Source organism: Collimonas sp. GW821-FHT02H07, from assembly GCF_059421505.1.
The window spans coordinates 57,344-75,867 of the sequence record NZ_JBWKVC010000006.1; the positions used below are offsets into that span (position 1 = coordinate 57,344).

Annotated in this window: 14 protein-coding genes and 1 pseudogene; 6 read left to right on the top strand and 9 right to left on the bottom strand. The window is 61.8% G+C overall.

Annotated features, from left to right (window positions below):
• Positions 1-22: 22 nt before the first annotated feature.
• From AC07V8_RS11290 to AC07V8_RS11300, 3 genes are read right to left on the bottom strand one after another with little or no spacing between them, the layout of a single operon-like run.
• Positions 23-1,435, bottom strand: a complete 1,413-nt coding sequence (locus tag AC07V8_RS11290) for a c-type cytochrome (RefSeq protein WP_494678446.1) — start codon at positions 1,433-1,435, stop codon at positions 23-25.
• Positions 1,432-3,033, bottom strand: a complete 1,602-nt coding sequence (locus tag AC07V8_RS11295) for a GMC family oxidoreductase (protein ID WP_494678445.1) — start codon at positions 3,031-3,033, stop codon at positions 1,432-1,434. Before AC07V8_RS11295 ends, AC07V8_RS11290 begins: the two co-directional genes overlap by 4 nt.
• A 2-nt stretch (positions 3,034-3,035) precedes the next feature.
• Positions 3,036-3,650 carry a sorbitol dehydrogenase family protein gene (locus AC07V8_RS11300; RefSeq protein WP_494678444.1) on the bottom strand — a complete coding sequence of 205 codons (615 nt, stop codon included), beginning with the start codon at positions 3,648-3,650 and terminating at the stop codon, positions 3,036-3,038.
• Between the two features lie 154 nt (positions 3,651-3,804).
• On the opposite strand from AC07V8_RS11300, the gene AC07V8_RS11305 reads away from it, so the two are divergent.
• Complete coding sequence (locus tag AC07V8_RS11305; RefSeq protein ID WP_494678443.1) at positions 3,805-4,557, top strand: L-asparaginase; 753 nt, start codon at positions 3,805-3,807, stop codon at positions 4,555-4,557.
• On the opposite strand, the gene AC07V8_RS11310 is transcribed toward AC07V8_RS11305, so the two are convergent.
• Entirely contained in the window at positions 4,554-5,546 is a 993-nt protein-coding gene (locus AC07V8_RS11310) for a D-2-hydroxyacid dehydrogenase family protein (RefSeq protein ID WP_494678442.1), read from the bottom strand. The two genes, AC07V8_RS11305 and AC07V8_RS11310, sit on opposite strands and share 4 nt — an antisense overlap.
• Before the next feature lie 22 nt (positions 5,547-5,568).
• On the opposite strand from AC07V8_RS11310, the gene AC07V8_RS11315 reads away from it, so the two are divergent.
• A complete protein-coding gene (locus AC07V8_RS11315) occupies positions 5,569-5,907 on the top strand; it encodes a hypothetical protein (RefSeq protein ID WP_494678441.1) in 339 nt (112 codons plus the stop codon).
• 2 nt (positions 5,908-5,909) lie between these two features.
• On the top strand, positions 5,910-7,781 hold the full coding sequence (locus AC07V8_RS11320) for a phosphoenolpyruvate carboxykinase (GTP) (protein WP_494678440.1): 1,872 nt from the start codon (positions 5,910-5,912) through the stop codon (positions 7,779-7,781).
• A 314-nt stretch (positions 7,782-8,095) separates the two neighbouring features.
• Here AC07V8_RS11320 and AC07V8_RS11325 read toward each other — a convergent pair whose 3' ends face one another.
• Positions 8,096-8,413 (bottom strand): hypothetical protein, encoded by a 318-nt coding sequence (locus AC07V8_RS11325; protein ID WP_494678439.1) that lies wholly within the window; start codon positions 8,411-8,413, stop codon positions 8,096-8,098.
• A gap of 403 nt (positions 8,414-8,816) precedes the next feature.
• Here AC07V8_RS11325 and AC07V8_RS11330 point away from each other — a divergent pair, with 403 nt between their 5' ends.
• Entirely contained in the window at positions 8,817-9,782 is a 966-nt protein-coding gene (locus tag AC07V8_RS11330; RefSeq protein ID WP_494678438.1) for a LysR family transcriptional regulator, read from the top strand.
• Between the two features lie 84 nt (positions 9,783-9,866).
• Here AC07V8_RS11330 and gntK read toward each other — a convergent pair whose 3' ends face one another.
• Positions 9,867-11,420: a gluconokinase gene (gene gntK / locus AC07V8_RS11335; protein WP_494678437.1), complete on the bottom strand. Its 1,554-nt coding sequence runs from the start codon at positions 11,418-11,420 to the stop codon at positions 9,867-9,869.
• 398 nt (positions 11,421-11,818) lie between these two features.
• Between gntK and gntR the strand changes: the two genes are divergently transcribed.
• Complete coding sequence (gene gntR, locus AC07V8_RS11340; RefSeq protein ID WP_494678436.1) at positions 11,819-12,853, top strand: HTH-type transcriptional regulator GntR; 1,035 nt, start codon at positions 11,819-11,821, stop codon at positions 12,851-12,853.
• An 18-nt stretch (positions 12,854-12,871) separates the two neighbouring features.
• On the opposite strand, the gene AC07V8_RS11345 is transcribed toward gntR, so the two are convergent.
• The 3 genes from AC07V8_RS11345 to AC07V8_RS11355 all read right to left on the bottom strand — a co-directional run bounded on the left by AC07V8_RS11345 (position 12,872) and on the right by AC07V8_RS11355 (position 14,408).
• Complete coding sequence (locus tag AC07V8_RS11345) at positions 12,872-13,264, bottom strand: hypothetical protein (RefSeq protein ID WP_494678435.1); 393 nt, start codon at positions 13,262-13,264, stop codon at positions 12,872-12,874.
• Between the two features lie 365 nt (positions 13,265-13,629).
• The gene (locus AC07V8_RS11350) at positions 13,630-13,941 is read right to left on the bottom strand and encodes a hypothetical protein (RefSeq protein WP_494678434.1); all 312 of its coding nucleotides are present in this window, start codon (positions 13,939-13,941) and stop codon (positions 13,630-13,632) included.
• Between the two features lie 8 nt (positions 13,942-13,949).
• Positions 13,950-14,408: an Lrp/AsnC ligand binding domain-containing protein gene (locus tag AC07V8_RS11355; protein WP_014008389.1), complete on the bottom strand. Its 459-nt coding sequence runs from the start codon at positions 14,406-14,408 to the stop codon at positions 13,950-13,952.
• A 292-nt stretch (positions 14,409-14,700) separates the two neighbouring features.
• On the opposite strand from AC07V8_RS11355, the pseudogene putA reads away from it, so the two are divergent.
• A pseudogene (gene putA / locus AC07V8_RS11360) lies at positions 14,701-18,450 on the top strand (trifunctional transcriptional regulator/proline dehydrogenase/L-glutamate gamma-semialdehyde dehydrogenase); the annotation flags it as partial.
• Positions 18,451-18,524: the final 74 nt, after the last annotated feature.

Here is an 18,524-nt window from a genome sequence, read left to right on the forward strand (position 1 = left end):
CGTTTCCTTTTTTGTAATGCGGTTACTTGGGCCGGCGACGGCCGCCGCGCCTGAAGATTGAAAACAGTATAAATACCACGATCAGCGCTGCGGCCGCCAGTCCCACCGGCAATAATGTGAGCAGGGGCGAGGGTGGTCCCCCTTGGCGCTGCACTTTGACCTGTTCCGGCGTAATCGGCGGCGTATCGGCATGGCCGTACTGCTTGACCACGTAGTTGGCCAGCATGGCGATCTGGCCGTCATTCAGGTGGCCGGCAAAGCCGGGCATGAAAGTTTCTTCCCTGGCGCCGCGGCGTTGCACGCCATCCAGGATCACCATCAGCAGGTTGCCCGGATCGCGGGCGCCGACCACGCTGTTGTTGAACAGCGACGGGTAGTAGCCGTCGACCACCCCGCTGCCGCTGGCAGAATGGCAACTGGCGCAACTGCCGCTGAACAGTTCGGCGCCGCCGGAAGCATTGCTGCTAACCGACACCGTGGCAATCCCGCGGATCTCGGCATCGTCGTCGGCCGGCTGGCCCCAGGCATAGCGCGGCTTCTTGTCGGCTGCATCGTTGACTGCCGGCACGCTACGCAGATAGGTGACGATTGCCTTCAGGTCGTCATCGGTCAGATACTGCAAGCTATGCTCGATGGCTTCCGCCATGCCGCCGGCAGCCGAAGCCTTGCCTGGCGCTACCCCGGTTTTCAGGTACTGCACCAGTTCTTCGTCTTTCCAGCCGCCGACGCCGCTGACCGGATCGGGCGTGATGTTGAACGCGGTCCAGCCGCCCAGCTGGGCGCCGCCGAAGGAACGCTTGAGGTCCAGCCCCATGGTCAGATTGCGCGGCGTGTGGCATTCCTGGCAGTGCGCCAGGCCATTGACCAGATAATTGCCGCGGTTCCATTCCTGGCTCTTGGCGGCATCCGCCTTCAGTTCGCCCGGCGTGAAATTGAACAGGTTCCAGCCGGCCATCAGCCAGCGCTGGTTAAGCGGGAAGGGCAGTTTGTTTTCCGGCGTTTTTTGCTGTATCGGCGGCAAGCTGAACAGATAGGCCTTGATCGCCAGCACATCGTCGCGCGACAGCTTGGTGAAGGAGGCGTAAGGGAAGGCCGGGTAGAGGCGCTTGCCTTCATCGTCGACGCCTTCGTGCAGCGCGCGCACGAATTGCTCGTCGCTCCAGTCGCCGATGCCGGTTTCCTTGTCGGCCGTGATGTTCGGACCATAGATGGTGCCGAACGGGGTCGCCAGCGGATAGCCGCCGGCGAAGGGCTTGGCCGGATCGACCGTGTGGCAGGCGATGCAATCGGCGGCCTTGGCCAGGTATTCGCCGCGCTTGATCTGGTCGGCGTTCGGCGCAGCGGCGGCGCCTGCAGCGGCAAAAGCGCCATGCACCAGGCCGGCCGCCAGCGCCAGGCCGCCGCACCAGGCGGAAATTTGCGAGCGGGCCGTCATAGCACTGTCCTCAAGGTGTCGGCGATGCGCAGCGACAGGGCGGCGATCGTCAGCGTGCAGTTGACCGTGCCGGCGACCGGCATCACCGCGCTGCTGGCAATGAACAGGTTTTCGTGGTCATGCGAGCGGCAATGGGCGTCGACCACCGAATCGCGCGGATCGCCGCCCATGATGACGGCGCCCATGATGTGGTTGTTGGGCGCGAAATCGTCGTCGAACTTGACCTCGGTGCCGCCGAACATGGCGGCGATGCTGGCGTAGGTTTCATGCGTCAGCACGGCGCTCTTCTTCACATAATCGTCGATGGAATAAGTGATTTCCGGTTGCGGAATGCCGAGCGCATCGCGCTTCTCGCTGCTTGGCCGTATGCGATTTTCCGGATTCGGCAAGATGTCGTGGAAGCTGTTGATGTTGACCGTGCGCGCAGCGCGGCGGCGGATTTCCTGGTTCAGCTTGAGGCCGACCAGGCCGTCCTTCAGGGCGCTTTGGGCGGCGTGGTTGGTCTGCGCCATATTGTTCAGATGCAGTTTCTTGGCGGCGTATTCGGAACGGAAGGCGCCGTCGCGCATATCCACCATGGACGTCATTTCGATCGGTCCGCGTCCCGGCCACAAGTCTTCATTGGCGAGAAAGGTGACACCGGTGCCGGGATGGTCCATCAGGTTGCGGCCGACCTGGCCCGAACTGTTGCCGACGCCGTTCTTGTGCTTGTCGTCGGTCGAGATCAGCATCAGCTTGGGAATCTCGATGCCGTTCGCCGCCAGCACGAAATACTTGCCGGCGACCCGGTGCGTGACACCCTCCGGATCCTTGTAATGTACCGCGCTGATGCGCTCTTTGGCGTCCACTTCGATGCGATAGACCACGGCGTCGGGCAGCACCCTGGCGCCGGCTTTTTCTGCTTTCTCGACGTGGATGATGCCGCTGTACATGGCGGCGATCGGGCAGATCGGCATGCAGTTGTTGTTGCCGCAGCAGTTGGGCCGTTCGTCGTAAGCGCGGCTGTTGCGCGCCACCGGTTCCGACACCACCTTGTGGCCGTTGGCGTTGACCACGGCGCTGAAGCGCTGGTCGTTCCACGACAGCGGCAAATGATCCATCGGATAGGGCTGCTTGCGCGGCGAGCCGAGATCGGTGCCGTCGTTGGGGCCGGACACGCCGAGTTCGACTTCGGCGCGATAGTAATAAGGTTCCAGTTCGTCGTAGCTGATCGGCCAGTCGCGGCCGACGCCGTACAGCGTTTTCATGCGGAAGTCGTTGGGCAGAAAGCGCCAGGCGGCAGCGGCCCAGTGCCAGGTGGTGCCGCCGACGGCGCGGATGTATTGCGAGTTGTACTTGTGCGTGCCCTTGAGGATCAGGTAATTGTTTTCCGGCGTGTATTCGGGATGCGGCGCATATTTGGTGGACGGATAGGGCACCATGAAATCGTCTTTGCTGGGCGTATTGCGATAGTTTTCGACGATGCGCCAGCGCTCCAGCCGCGGCCCGGCTTCCAGCACCAGCACCGAAGCACCGGACGCTGCCAGCTGGTGCGCCACCAGGGCGCCGGCGACGCCGGAACCGACAACCACTACGTCTGCGGACAAGTTGTCAGCCATGGTCAAGCCCTCGCTTTCAATACTGCCGGCTGGGTCACCCAGTAGCCGGGAGCGGCACGGCAATAAGTCGGCACGACGACGGCATCGCGCACCTGGTCGAACATCAGCGCCTGCTCGAAAGCGATCACCTTGGCGCCGCCAGTCACTCCGCCATCGCCCACCACGCCCAGGTACCAGGCGCTGACGATCCGGTGCAGCACCAGCGACAACGCGCTATCGCTGCCGACTGCCGAAGCCAGGTTATCGACATCCTGGATCTTATGGTCCTGGCTGTATTGCCACAGCGCCGCCGCCTGCTTTTCAAATTCGATCGCCTGCGCGCTCAGCGCGCTGTAAATCCTGGCGCCGATGCGCGCGTTCAGTTTCGGCGTGGCGGTCAGCAATGCCGACAGGGCCATGAAATCGCTTTGCTGCTGGGTGTTGGCGCTGGCGGGAGGGGCGGCTGGAGTGCTACTCTGGGCTGAGGCTTGCTGCAGCCAGTGGGGGATGCTCATCATGGCGAAACTTGCACCGGCCAGCAACATGAGCTTGCGCCTGCCGGCGGTGAACCCGCCGGAAGCCTGGTCGATGGACTGCTTGCCTGATTGCTCGTCGGGTACTGGTGGACGTTGCTTCATATGGCTAGTCCTTTCTGCCTTGGGGTAGGCTGATTATACTCAGCTAAGCAAATCGATGTTGCGCCTTTCGGCTACCCTAGGAAAACGCGGCGCAGCGGCTACACTGGTAACATTTGATTTTTGCATGCGCGCTTTTTTTAAAGAATTTCAGATCATGAAACCCATCGCTCCCGGCACCGTCATTTTCCACCGCTTCCGCGGCTACGGCGTCATCACGTCGGTCAATCTGCTGACCGGCTGGGTCTCCGCGCGTTTCGGCAGCGAGATGCGGACCCTCGATCTGAACCTGTCGTCGGATGAATTGCAGCATGCGGATGGCGAAGCGATCCTGTTCCGCCACGCGCCGCCGGACCGCATGCCGCATGCGCGCCTGATGGCGCTGGTGCGCGAGCTGCATCGCGCCGGCTATCAGCGCCTGTACCTGTACAGCTGGCCCAAGCCGTCCGGCCTGCACTGGCGCTGGCATTTGTTTTGCGGCCGGCGCAGCTGGATGGAAAGGCCGCGGCGCGAAGGCTGGTACGGCTCCGGCGCCGACTACAACTTCAATCCGATCATGGGCTGGGGCGACCAGCCGGGCGCCAGCGTGCCCGAGCTGGCCAGCGCGCTGGCCCAGTTCGATCCGCACGGGCTGGCGCAGGCGCTCGGGCGCGACGAAGACCACAGCCACTGGTTTGCCAAGGTCTGCGACGCCTTGCTGCCCGATTACGCCTTCAGCCTGGGCTGGAGCGAGGGCCCGATGCCGAACAGCCTGCCGGTGATCCCGGTGCGCAAGAACCTGGCGGAATACAGCGGCCCGCCGCTGCCGTGGCCGCCCGGCTGGCAAGGCATGTGGCGCGACACCGCGCTGGCGATGCCGGCGGCCAGGCTGAACAAGCTGATCCTGCCTAACGGCGCCGACGACGACTAATCTGGCCGCAGCGCGTCCGGATTCAAGACATTCTTCGGCGTGCCCTTGGCGAACTCGACCACATTCTGGAACGCTGCGCGGAAGTACAGCTCATAGCTGTCCTTTTCCACATAGCCCAGATGCGGCGAAGCCAGCACGTTCTCCATCCGCAGCAGCGGCGAATCCGGCGCCAGCGGCTCGGTTTCATACACATCCAGCGCGGCATAGCCCGGCCGCCCTTGCTGCAAGGCGGGCAGCAGGGCGCCGTCCGTCACCAGTTCGGCGCGGCTGGTGTTGACGAAAATCGCGCTGGCTTTCATCTGCGCCAGGTCGGCGGCCTCGACGATGCCGCGGGTGGCGTCGTTCAGGCGCAGATGCAGCGTCAGTACATCCGCCTCGGCAAAGAATTGCTGTTTCGATTCCGCTGCCTGGTAACCATCCGCCAGCGCCGCGGCACGGCTGCCGTCGCGGCCCCAGACCAGCACCCGCATGCCGAAGGCCTTGCCGTAGCCGGCAACCATGCGGCCGATTTTTCCATAGCCCCAGACCGCAAGCGTGCGCCCCTTGAGCACGGTGCCGAGCACATTGTTTTGCGGCAGCGCCGAGACCGACTGCCATTGCCCTTCCTGCAAGTTGCTGACATAGCGCGGAATGCGGCGGCTGGCGGCCATGATCAGGGCCCAGGTCAGCTCGGCCGGCGCGGTCGGATCGCCGATGCCTTCGACGATCGCAATGCCGGCCGCGGTAGCGGCCTCGACATCGATATGGCCGCTGACCTTGCCGGTTTGCGAGATCAGTTTCAGCTTCGGCAATTTTTGCAGCAGGGCCTTGGAAAAACTGCTGCGTTCGCGTATCAATACCAGCGCCTCGAAATCGGCCAGGCGTATCGCCAGCTGGCCCAGGCCGCGGGCAGAATTGTTGAACACTTTGACCTCGTGGCCGTCCAACAGCTTGAAGCTGTCGAGATGGCGCACGCAATCCTGATAATCATCCAGTACGGCAATTTTCATAGCGGCTTTTCAATCAAAAACGGTGAAAAAACGGCTGCTGCGTAATAAAGCAACAGCATCCGGAAAATGGGAAATACCTTACTACAATAGTTGGTCATTTTCACTACAAATCGGGTGTACAATCGGCCGACTTTTCCGACCAAATGAACATAAAACAAACAACTTCAGCCTGCGGTGTGCGGCCTTTGCCAGCAGTAAAACCCGGTTGATGACGGTTGTCCAAGAGCTGACCATTATTTCATTTTTCGCCGCTCGCAGTGAGCGCAACAGCATTCCGCCAGCCGGCCATGTTCCGCGACTCCTTCCGCGACTCCCCCGGCGGGCAACAGCAGATTTCTTTATTGGTATTGGAGGTAAGTAGTCATGAATCAACCCCGTATGGGTGGCATCGCCACACTGAATGCGCCGGAGTATGTCAAACAGCAAAAGCTGATCAACTGGGTCGCTGAAATCGCGGCCCTGACCAAGCCGGAGCGCATCTACTGGTGCGACGGCTCGCAAGCCGAATACGACCGCCTGTGCAGCGAAATGGTGGCGGCCGGCACCATGAAAAAACTCAACCAGGAAAAACGTCCGAACAGCTACCTGGCGTGCTCCGATCCGTCCGACGTGGCGCGGGTGGAAGACCGCACCTTCATCTGCTCGGCGAACAAGGAAGACGCCGGCCCAACCAACAACTGGACCGATCCGGCGGAAATGCGCAACACCCTGCACGGCCTGTTCGACGGCTGCATGCAAGGCCGCACCATGTATGTGGTGCCGTTCTCGATGGGTCCGCTGGGTTCGCCGATTGCGCACATCGGCGTCGAACTATCCGACTCGCCTTACGTCGCGGTCAACATGCGCATCATGACGCGCATGGGCAAGGCGGTGTATGACGTGCTCGGCAGCGACGGCGACTTCGTGCCCTGCGTGCACAGCGTCGGCGCCCCGCTGGCGGCCGGCCAGAAAGACGTGGCCTGGCCATGCAACCCGACCAAGTACATCGTCCACTATCCGGAAACCCGCGAAATCTGGTCCTACGGTTCGGGCTACGGCGGCAACGCCCTGCTCGGCAAGAAGTGCTTCGCCTTGCGCATCGCTTCCACCATGGGCCGCGACCAGGGCTGGCTGGCGGAACACATGCTGATCCTCGGCGTTGAATCCCCCGCCGGCAAGAAGCATTACGTGGCGGCGGCTTTCCCGTCCGCCTGCGGCAAGACCAATTTCGCCATGCTGATTCCACCTGCCGGTTTCGAAGGCTGGAAAGTCACCACCATCGGCGACGACATCGCCTGGATCAAGCCGGGCGCCGACGGCCGCCTGTATGCGATCAATCCGGAAGCCGGCTATTTCGGCGTCGCTCCCGGCACCAACGACAAGACCAACCACAACTGCATGGCGTCGATGCGCGAAAACACCATCTTCACCAACGTCGCCCTGACCGACGACGGCGATGTCTGGTGGGAAGGCATGAGCAAGGAAGCGCCGGCGCATCTGATCGACTGGCAAGGCAAGGACTGGACGCCGGCGATCGCCAAGGAAACCGGCGCCAAGGCGGCCCATCCGAATGCCCGCTTTACCGTTGCCGCCATCCAGAATCCGGTGATCGACGCTGCCTGGGACGATCCTGCCGGCGTGCCGATCTCGGCCTTCATTTTCGGCGGCCGCCGCTCCACTACCGTGCCGCTGGTAACGGAGGCGCGCAACTGGGTCGAAGGCGTCTACATGGCTGCCACCATGGGTTCGGAAACCACCGCTGCTGCAGCGGGCCAGCAAGGCATCGTGCGGCGCGATCCGTTCGCCATGCTGCCGTTCATCGGCTACAACATGAGCGACTACTTCCAGCACTGGCTGACCCTGGGCGAGAAACTCGCAGCGCAAGACAAGGCCGAACTGCCTAAGATTTTCTGCGTCAACTGGTTCCGCACCGACGCCGATGGCAAGTTCGTCTGGCCTGGCTTCGGCGACAACATGCGCGTGCTGAAGTGGATGCTGGAACGGCTGGACGGCGCCAGTGCAGCCAGCGCCGGCGGCGTCGAACATCTGTTCGGCGTCACGCCGCGCTATGCCGACCTGAGCTGGGAAGGGCTGGACTTCAGCGAACAGCAGTTCAATACCATCACCGCGATCGACAAGGCTGCCTGGCAAGCCGAGACCGCGTTGCACACGGAACTGTTCGAGAAGCTGAAATACCATCTGCCGCAGCAGCTGGCCGATGTGAAGCAGGCGCTGGAAAAACGCCTGGCTGAATAAGACTGCCGTGCCGCAAAACAAAAACGCCCGCGATATGCGGGCGTTTTTTTATGCTTCATCCTGACTCGGTCGCGGCCAAAAAAATCCCCGCTGTCACATAGGCAGCAGGGCGAATCCTTCCATCGCAGGAAAGAGGAGACGTCAGAAAATCTAAAAACGGTACAGTACTGCCGGATGCGGCGTATTACAGGCCGTTCAGGCCCATCCAGGCCAGCACGCGGCTGACTTGTGCGCGCAGCCATTGCATGACTGCAAAAGTCGGGAAGCCGTCTTCGTCGTGGTAGATGTATTGGTGCATGGAAAACTCCTTATGGTTAATCGCGGCCAGCCAGCATGCGCAGTTCGGCGGCCAGGACAGGCTGGCTGACGGCCTGGTCGTTAGCCAGGCGGCGCATCAATTGCTGCCCTTTGAACTTACTGCGGGCTATCCGCTGTTCCAGCGATTTGCGCGGCTTGATCAATATCAAGGCGGCACGCAAGATCCCCATCCAAAGCGGTTTGAAAACCACCATCAAGGTCGCCAGTGCGCCCAATCCCAGCACCGGCCGGAGCGCGGCTGCAGCGGCTGCGAGCAGCGCCGAAGCATCGAACAGGGCCATTTCAGCGGGCAGAGCAAAAGCGAATAAAGACATACCGACTACTTTTCAATGATGTTGTTGCATTGCAGTATATTGATTGCGAGAGAAGCTTGCCAATTCTGATTTTGGATATCAGTTATGTGTTCGACGAATAATGGCCGGTTTCCAGAGAAAGCCTCTGCACCTTCATTGTCCGCCCGATGTGTGTAATATAAAGGCTGTGAAGGGAAATTCGATTTTTCTTAAATTTCCTCATGGCAACGATTTTATATATCAGACATAATCCAGCCTGATATGCAGCTTATGCGGCGATGCAATATTCTGGTGCATCTTAAATTCTGTCATTGCGCTTTCATATAACAGTTATAGAATCTGTGAATATTTCTTGCGGACCAAATAATTTCCGCGGCCCTGCCGGCCAAAAATTAACTAAAAACAATTAACCTTATATCCAGACATGAGTTTTTTAACGCTTGACTTGAACCTGCTGCGCGTCTTCGACGCTGTCATGACCGAGCAAAACCTGACGCGCGCGGCCAGCCGCCTGGCGATGACGCAGCCGGCGGTATCGAATGCCCTGAAGCGGCTGCGCGACACGCTCAACGATGAGCTGCTGATCCGCACCGCGCACGGCGTCAAGCCGACCCAGCACGCGGAGGAGCTATGGCCGGTGGTGCGGCGCGCCCTGACCGACCTGGAAACCGCGATCACGCCCGAAACCTTCGACGTTTCGCGCGCCCACACCACCTTCCAGATGGCGATGGCGGACGCCACCGCCGCGCTGTGGCTGCCCGCGCTGGTGCGCACCATCGAGCGCAATGCACCGCAAATGAACATCCGCATGGTGCCGCTGACCACCCGCGATCCGCGCCAGATGCTGCTGCGCGGCGATGTCGACCTGGCGGTCGGCTTTTTCCCCGGCGTAGCGGCGCAGCTGGCCGGCGGCCAGACCACCAGCGCTTCGCCGATACACCACGAGCGCCTGTACACCGGCGAATACGTGTGCGTGATGCACAAGAACCATCCGCTGGCGAGCCAGGTGCTGACGCTGGATAACTACTGCGCCTCGCATCACTTGCTGGTGAGTTTTTCCGGCCGCGCGCATGGCTTGATCGATGAAACCCTGGCGGCGATGGGGCGTGAGCGGCGCATCCTGCTGACCGTGAACCAGTTCTTCACCGCCGGCCGCGTGGTCGCCAGCTCCGATCTGCTGACCGTGCTGCCGCGCCACCTGATCGGCGCCACCGGCATGACCGACGTGCTGGTGGCGCGCGAGCTGCCGTTCCCGACGCCCGCCGTACACGTCGACATGCTGTGGCACGAACGCGATGCACGCAACCCGGCGCATAAATGGCTGCGCAGCCACCTGAGCGAAACCGCGCATGAGAAATTCAGCCTGATCGATCCCGAAGACGAAGATTAAGAAACAAGATGGTGGGCAGGTTTTTTGCCCACGCAGAACCATCGACGCGCATAGGTCGCGCGTGGGCACAAATGCCCACCCGGTTCAAGACGGCTTGACCGCCGTCTCGCGCTGGAACTGCGACAGTTGCCGGTACTGCTGCTCCAGCAGCTTCGGGATAGCGGCGTAGATCGGCCACAGGCGGCGATACAACGCCACGTTCTCCGGCTTGGGCAAATGCCGATGGGTAGCGCCCACCATGCCGCCGATCGCATCCAGCGTCTCGATTTTCCCAAGCGCATACAACCCCAGCACCGCCGCGCCGAGGCAGGACGATTCGACGCTTTCCGGCACCACCACTTCGCGCTCGAAAATATCCGCCATCATTTGCCGCCACAAGGCCGAACGGGCGAAGCCGCCGGTCGCCATCATGCGGGTGGTCGGCCCGATCAGGTCTTCCACCGCCGGCAGGATGCTGTACAGGCTGAAAATCACGCCTTCCAGCGCCGCCCGTATCATGTGCTCTTTTCCATGGTGCATCGCCAGCCCGATGTAGGAGCCGCGCGCATCGGCATTCCATAGCGGCGCCCGCTCGCCCGCCAGGTAGGGATGGAACAGCAAGCCCTCGGCGCCGGCCGGCACCGCCTCGGCGATCTTGGTGAGCGCCTCGTAGGCGTCGGTTCCGGCCTGCGTGGCGGCGGCCGACTCGGCAGTGGCCAGCTCATCGCGCACCCAGCGGAAAATGCTGCCGCCGTTATTGGTGGGGCCGCCCACCACCCAGTGCTTTGCCGTCAGCGCGTAGCAAAAGGTGCGGCCGGCCGGATCCGTCTTCGGCGAGTCGATCACGGTCCGCATCGCGCCCGAGGTGCCGATGGTGACCGCCACCTGGCCGGGACCGATGGCGTTGACGCCGAGATTGGACAAGACGCCATCGTTGGCGCCGATCACGAACGGCGTCGCCGGCGGCAGTCCCAGTTGCTGCGCCACCGCAGGCGCCAGGCCGCTCAGGTGGTGGGTAGTCGGCGCCAACGTCGACAACTGCGCCGGGCTGATGCCGAGCATGCTCAGCGCGCCTTGGTCCCAGTCCAGCTGCTGCAGGTTGAACATGCCGGTGGCCGAGGCGATCGAATGGTCGACCAGCCATGCGCCAAACAGGCGGTACAGCACGTATTCCTTCATGCCGACGAAACGCGCGGTGCGCGCAAACAATTCCGGCTGCTCGTGCCGCAGCCACATGATCTTGCACAGCGGCGACATCGGATGAATCGGCGTGCCGGTGCGCAGGTAGATCGCATGGCCGTCCAGCTCGTCGCGGATGCGGTTGGCCCAGGCGCCGGCGCGGTTGTCGGCCCAGGTGATGCTGTTGCTGAGCAGCTGGCCGTCCTGGTCCACTGCAATCACGCTGTGCATGGCGGCGCTGAAAGAGACCAGCGCGATCTGGCCGGGGTCGACGCGGCTGGCGCTGACAGCGTTGCGGATCGTGCTCAGCACCGCTTCATAGATCTGCAAGGGATCCTGCTCCGCCATGCCCGGCGTCGTGCACAGCAGCGGATATTCCACCGCGTGCTGCGCCACGATCTGCCCCTGGGTGGTGAACAGCACCGCCTTGGTGCTGGTGGTGCCGATATCTACGCCGAGCATGTATTCTGGCTGCTGCATGAACGTCCTCTTGATCGATGGATAGTGGCGGCGGAGCCGGCCTGACGCCGGCCTTCGCGCCCAATTGTAGTACTTGTGCGGCGCTGGCCGAAGGCAGCGATGATACATCATGTGTTAGCGCTAACATTGTCCCTCCGGGTAAATCCGCAAGAAGAGCGCCTGCGCGGGTAGTATCATTACTCCAAGGAAACGACAACAATGCATAACAATGTGACTCGGCTTGCGTGTAACATTGGACGCGCTGGTGAACAAACAAGATACACGGACAAGATCTGCGGACACCATTCGCAGGCCGGAGCCGTAGCCCGGCGCAGATCCAGCAGGCAGGCCCGCAGACAATAAACAAAAACCGCTGGCAATAAGCCAGGCGCACAGAGACCTTAACCTTCCCATCACCCATGAACAGCCCGGAATTCAAGCAACAACGCCATAGCCGCGCCAGCGGCAGAGTCACCATCGTGGACGTCGCGCGGCTGGCGCGCGTCAGTCCGATGACGGTATCGCGGGCGCTGAAGACGCCTGCCCTGGTGCAGCTGGAAGCGCGCGAACGGATTACTGCAGCGATCAAGCAGCTCGGCTACGTGCCGAACCAGGCGGCCAGCACGCTGGCCTCGGCCAAATCGCAGGTGATCGGCGTCATCGTGCCGTCGCTCAGCAACTCGGTATTCGTAGAGACCTTGACAGGGATTCGCGACAGCCTGAACCAGCACGGCTATAAATTCCTGATCGGCGAAAGCGGTTATTCCCCGGACAAGGAAAGCCAGCTGATCAGCACTTACCTGGCGCATGCGCCGGACGGCTTTTTGTTAAGCGGCATAGAACAGCAGGACGCGCTGCGCGAACAGCTGGCGGCGCACAATGTGCCGGCGGTGCGCATGTTCGACATCAACCCGCAAGGCAGCGAGATCGCGGTCGGCTTTTCGCATGAAGAAGCGGGCTACAGCATCGCCCGCCACCTGATCGAACGCGGCTACCGCCATCCCGGCTTCCTCGGCGCCCAGCTCGACCCGCGCATGATGAAACGGCGCCACGGCTATCGCCGCGCGCTGGCCGAAGCCGGCCTGGCAACCGATATCGAAGTACTGACGCCGGCGCCGTCGACGGTGGAACTCGGCACCAGGATGCTGGGCCAGATCCTGCAGCAGACGCCGGCATGCGACGCCGTATTCTGCTGCAACGACGACCTGGCGCTGGGCGTGCTGTTCGAATGCCAGCGCCGCGGCCTCTCGGTGCCCGGCCAGATGGCGATCGCCGGTTTCAACGATCTGCCCTGGTCGGCCCACGCCAATCCCGGCATCACCACCATCGTCACGCCGCGCTACGACATCGGCTTTACCGCGGCGCAGCTGCTGATCAAAATGCTCAAGCGCGAGCCGGTGGAAAAAGCCAGCGTCGATCTTGGTTTCAGGCTGGCGATACGCGCCAGTACCTGAAACCGAGGGCATTGCCGATCAATGCAAATCCGGCAAAGCCTTGGTGCGCTCAATCTGCACGGCCCGCAATTCCCTCGGATCGAGCGCCAGCAATGAGAGGATGGTCGGGGCAATCTGCGTAGTCTCGACATGATCGTCATTCGACTGGTGTGCGATGCCAGCGCCCCACACTACGATAGGCACATGCCTGTCCTGATGCGCGTTGCCGCCGGCCCAGACGACTCCTTGCTGGGCGATGCCGACCACATCGGGAACGCGTTCATCGCCGCGCTTGGTGCCGAATAGATCTTCAACCTCTTCACCCGCATAGATTTTTGTGACGCCGGCTTGCGTAAATGGTTTGGAGATGCTGTTGCCCAGCAAGCGATCACAACGCTTAATGCGATGGCGTATCGGCGCAGCACTTGCCAAGTGCCGGCTCAAGCCCATTAAACTTAATCCGCCACCTAGTGCCGCCTGAACCATTGTCGCCAGGCTATTGGCGCGTTTAGCATGGACCCCAGGGCATCCATCTTCCAGCAATTTCTGTATGATTCGTCTTGCATGCATGAGTCGCTTTTCTCTTTCGCAGTTTGGTCGCTACGTAGGAGAAAGCTAACAGCTCATGCATGCAACTGACAATCCAAAAATACTAGTTCTTTGATTTCTATCGATTATTTGTGGGGAAGGGTCAGTATCTGACCCTATTTACTCATTTATTCTTCAGCGATCTGCCCTGGTCGACCTAGGCCAATCCCGGCATCGCCATCATCGTCACGCCGCGTTACGACATCGGCTTAACCGCGCCGCACCCACCTCACCTTGCCCGCGGCAATCCCCAATGTACGGCGCTCTTCCCGGTAATCCATGGTGCCGGCAAACTGCTCGCCGTCGCGTTCGCCGATGCGCCAGACGCAGCCGGACAGCAGGGCCGTGGCTTCCTGTTCGGTCTTGCCGACCAGCGCATTGTCTTCCTGCTTGTCGGCAGCGCAGCCCGCTGCGGAGTCAGCTGCATGCGTTTCAGCTTGTGGCGATGCTTTCGGTTCATCCACGGCGGTACATCCTTGCAGGGCGGCGAAACATGCTGCCGCTAGTATCAGTCGGTTCATGGTCATTTTCAGCGTATCGGCAGCTTGGTGGTGTGCTTGACCTCTTCCATCACCGCATAGGTGTGCGTCTCGCGCACGCCCTTGAGCTGCAGCAGCGATTTGCCGAGGAATTCGCGGTAGGCGTTCATGTCCTTGACGCGCGCCTTGACCAGGTAATCGAAGCCGCCGGCCACCATATGGCACTCCAGCACCTCGGGAATGATCTGCACGCTCTGGCTGAAGGCTTCGAACACTTCCGGCGTGGTGCGGTCCAGCACGACTTCGATGAAGACCAGCAGGGCGACGTCCAGCAGCTGTGGATTGAGCTGGGCGGTGTAGTGCAGGATATAGCCGGCTTCCTGCAGTTTGCGCACGCGTTCCAGGCAGGCCGCGGGGGACAGGTTGACGCGGGCTGACAGGTCGACATTGCTGATGCGACCATCGTTTTGCAGTTCGGCCAGGATTTTCTTACTGATCTTGTCAAGCATGCACTATCTTCCGAAAAATTTTATTCGGTTAAATTTTCTCACCAATAACAAAATTTTGATAGCAGGCATTATTACCAGAATTAATCCATGCCGATGCCGCCTACAATCGAACAACTTGGCTTTCCTGGAAAGCTGACAGAGTCATTCAAAACAATGCTCCCCGGCAAACCGGGCGCAGGGCTGCGATGCCGGATTTCCCGTTCCCAGAAGCGCGGCGATCCCGCCATCGCGGCATGGCGCCGGCTTGCCCGCTGCCTGTTTGAAAACATAGCAAGTTGACAAAACAAATACCCTTACAGAGACAATCGCCATGCCGCCGCTACAGCCGTCATCCCAGCCGTCCAGCATTACCCCTTCCGCCATTCCCAGCACCGCCTTCGCCGCCTTCCACGCCGAGATGATGGCCGACGCCACGCCGTTGCGCGCCGCCATTACCGCCGCCTATCGCCGCGATGAAACGCTGGCCGTGCAGTGGCTGCTGGCCCAGGTGCAAACCAGCGCCGATTCCTATGCCGCCAGCCAGGCGCTGGCGCGCAAGCTGGTGCAGGCAGTGCGCGAAAAGCGTACGCGCGCCTCCGGCGTCGACGCCTTGATGCATGAATTTTCGTTGTCCTCGGAAGAGGGCGTGGCCCTGATGTGCCTGGCGGAAGCGCTGTTGCGCATTCCCGATCACCAGACTGCCGACCGCCTGATCGCCGACAAGATCAGCAAGGGCGACTGGCGCAGCCATCTGGGCGAATCGCCGTCGCTGTTCGTCAATGCCGCCACCTGGGGCTTGCTGATTACCGGCAAGCTGGTCAGCACCAGCAGCGAAAGCGGCCTCGGCTCGGCGCTGACCAAGCTGATCGGGCGCGGCGGCGAGCCGCTGATCCGCAAGGGTGTGGATGTCGCCATGCGCATGCTGGGCAACCAGTTCGTCACCGGCCAGACCATCGCCGAAGCCCTCAGCAACAGCCGCGACAATGAAAAGCGCGGCTACCGCTACTCTTACGACATGCTGGGCGAAGCGGCGCTGACCGAGGAAGACGCGGCTGCCTACTACCGTTCGTATGAAGATGCGATCCACGCCATCGGCAAGGCTTCGGCCGGACGCGGCATCAAGCAGGGTCCCGGCATTTCGGTGAAATTGTCGGCGCTGCATCCGCGCTATTCGCGCGCCCAGCGCCAGCGCACCATGCAGGAACTGCTGCCGCGCCTGAAGCAGCTGCTGGTGCTGGCCAAGCAATACGACATCGGCCTCAACATCGATGCGGAAGAAGCGGATCGCCTGGAACTGTCGCTGGACCTGATGGAAGCGCTCGCCTTCGATCCTGACCTGGCCGGTTTCGACGGCATCGGCTTCGTGGTGCAGGGCTACCAGAAGCGCTGTCCTTTCGTGATCGACTACCTGGTCGACCTGACGCGCCGCAGCGGCCGCAAATTCATGGTGCGATTGGTCAAGGGCGCCTATTGGGACTCCGAAATCAAGCGCGCCCAGGTCGACGGCTTGCCTGGCTTCCCGGTGTACACCCGCAAGGTTTATACGGACGTGTCCTACCTGGCCTGCGCACAAAAACTGCTGGCCGCAACCGACGTCATCTATCCGCAGTTTGCAACGCATAACGCGCACACGCTGGCCACCATCTACAGCTGGGCGAAGGAAAAGAACGTCACCGACTACGAATTCCAGTGCCTGCACGGCATGGGCGAAACGCTGTACGACCAGGTGGTCGGCAAGGACATGCTGGACAAGCCTTGCCGCATCTACGCACCGGTCGGTTCGCACCAGACCTTGCTGGCTTACCTGGTGCGGCGCTTGCTGGAAAACGGCGCCAACTCGTCCTTCGTCAACCAGATCGTCGATGAGAACGTCTCCATCGATTCGCTCATCGCCGATCCGCTGCAAGCCGCCCAGCAGCTGGGCGGCGAGCCGCACCCGCAGATTTCTTTGCCGCCGGCCATGTTCGGCGCCGAGCGCAAGAATTCGTCCGGCCTCGATCTCAGCAATGAAGAAGTGCTGCGCCAGATCGACAGCGCCTTCAAGATTTTCGGCCAGCAGCAATGGCATGCAACGCCGCTGCTGGGCGAGCTGCAAGCGTATAGCCAGGCCGCGCGTCCGGTGCTGAATCCGGCCAACCATCGCGATGTGGTCGGCAGCGTGATCGAAGCCAGCGTCGCCGATGTCGACAAGGCCCTGCATGCCGCCAGCGTCTACGCCATGGACTGGCAAACCCTGCCGCCGGCGGAACGCGCCGACAAGCTGGACCGCTCGGCGGCCCTGTTCGAAGAAAACCAGATGGAATTGATCGCGCTGGCCATCCGCGAGGCCGGTAAATCGCTGCCGAACGCGATCGCCGAAGTGCGCGAAGCGGTCGATTTCCTGCGCTACTATGCGGCGCAAATCCGCCATACCCAGAACACGCTGGCGCTCGGCCCGGTGGTCTGCATCAGCCCGTGGAATTTTCCGCTGGCGATTTTTGTCGGCGAAGTCAGCGCCGCGCTGGCGGCCGGCAATGTGGTGCTGGCCAAGCCGGCGGAACAGACGCCGCTGATCGCCGCGCGCGCAGTGCAGCTGATGCATGACGCCGGCGTGCCGCACGCGGCCTTGCAATTCCTGCCGGGGCAGGGCGACACCGTCGGCGCCACGCTGACCGCCGACCCGCGCGTCAAGGGCGTGATTTTCACCGGCTCGACCGAGGTCGCGCAGATCATCAACCGCACGCTGGCGAAGCGCTCGCTGGAAGAATCGGTCGACCTGCCGCTGATCGCCGAAACCGGCGGCCAGAATGCCTTGATCATGGACTCCAGCGCCTTGCCGGAGCAAGTAGTGCAAGACGTGCTGAACTCGGCCTTCGACAGCGCCGGCCAGCGCTGCTCGGCATTGCGCGTGCTGTGCCTGCAAAGCGATATCGCCGACCGCACCTTGCATATGCTGAAGGGCGCCATGCAGGAATTGCGGGTCGGCAGTCCGGACCGGCTGGTGACCGATATCGGCCCGGTGATCGATGCCGACGCCCAGGGTCAGTTGCTGGCGCATATTGAAAAGATGCGCGGCACGGCCAAGAATTTTTTCCAGCTGCCGCTGCCGCCGGAACAAGCCAACGGTACTTTCGTGGCGCCGACCCTGATCGAAATCGGCTCCATGTCGGAACTGAAACGCGAAGTGTTCGGACCGGTATTGCACGTGCTGCGCTACGCCCGCAATGAACTGCCGCAACTGATCGAAGCGATCAACGGCAGCGGCTACGGCCTGACGCTGGGGATCCATTCGCGCATCGACGAAACCATCGACTACATTGTCGGCCATGCGCATGTCGGCAATATCTATGTGAACCGCAATATCGTCGGCGCCGTGGTCGGCGTGCAGCCGTTTGGCGGCGAAGGAAAATCGGGCACCGGACCAAAAGCCGGCGGTCCCTTGTACCTGAAGCGGCTGCAACGCAATCCCGTGGTGTCGCTGGGTGCGCATACGATCCACGCGCCGAATGCCGACGCGGCGATCGATACGCCGGTGCTGCAAGCCTTGCTGGGCTGGGCCAAGACCCACGGCCATCAACGGATTGCCGCGCTGGGCGAGGAATACATGCACGCCAGCTGGCTCGGCACCTCGCTGGTGCTGCCAGGCCCGACCGGCGAACGCAACAGCCTGTCGTTTGCGCCGCGCGGCGCCATCCTGTGCAGCGCGGATAATGTCGGCGCCATGCTGAACCAGCTGGCGGCGGTATTCGCCACCGGCAACTCCCCGGTAGTGGAAGCGGCCGCGGCGGCGATGATTCCGGAAGGCTTGCCAAAAGCGGTGCACGCTGCCATCCGGGTAATCGACAAACTCGATGCCGACAGCAATAGCGCGCGCCTGCAGCTGGCGCTGGTGGATGGCGCCGGCACCTGGCGCCTGCGTCCCTTGCTGACGGCATTGAGCGAGAAATCCGGTGCGCTGGTGCCACTGCTGGAAACCTCCGAATATGCCTCGATTCCGCTATGGCGCCTGCTGGCTGAGCGCGCTGTTTGCGTCAATACCACTGCGGCGGGAGGCAATGCCAGCCTGATGACCTTGCAGGCTTGAATGATGTAATGCACGCCTGTCGCGTGGAATAAAAAAGCTGGCTGAACTTTTGTTCAGCCAGCTTTTTTTGGACG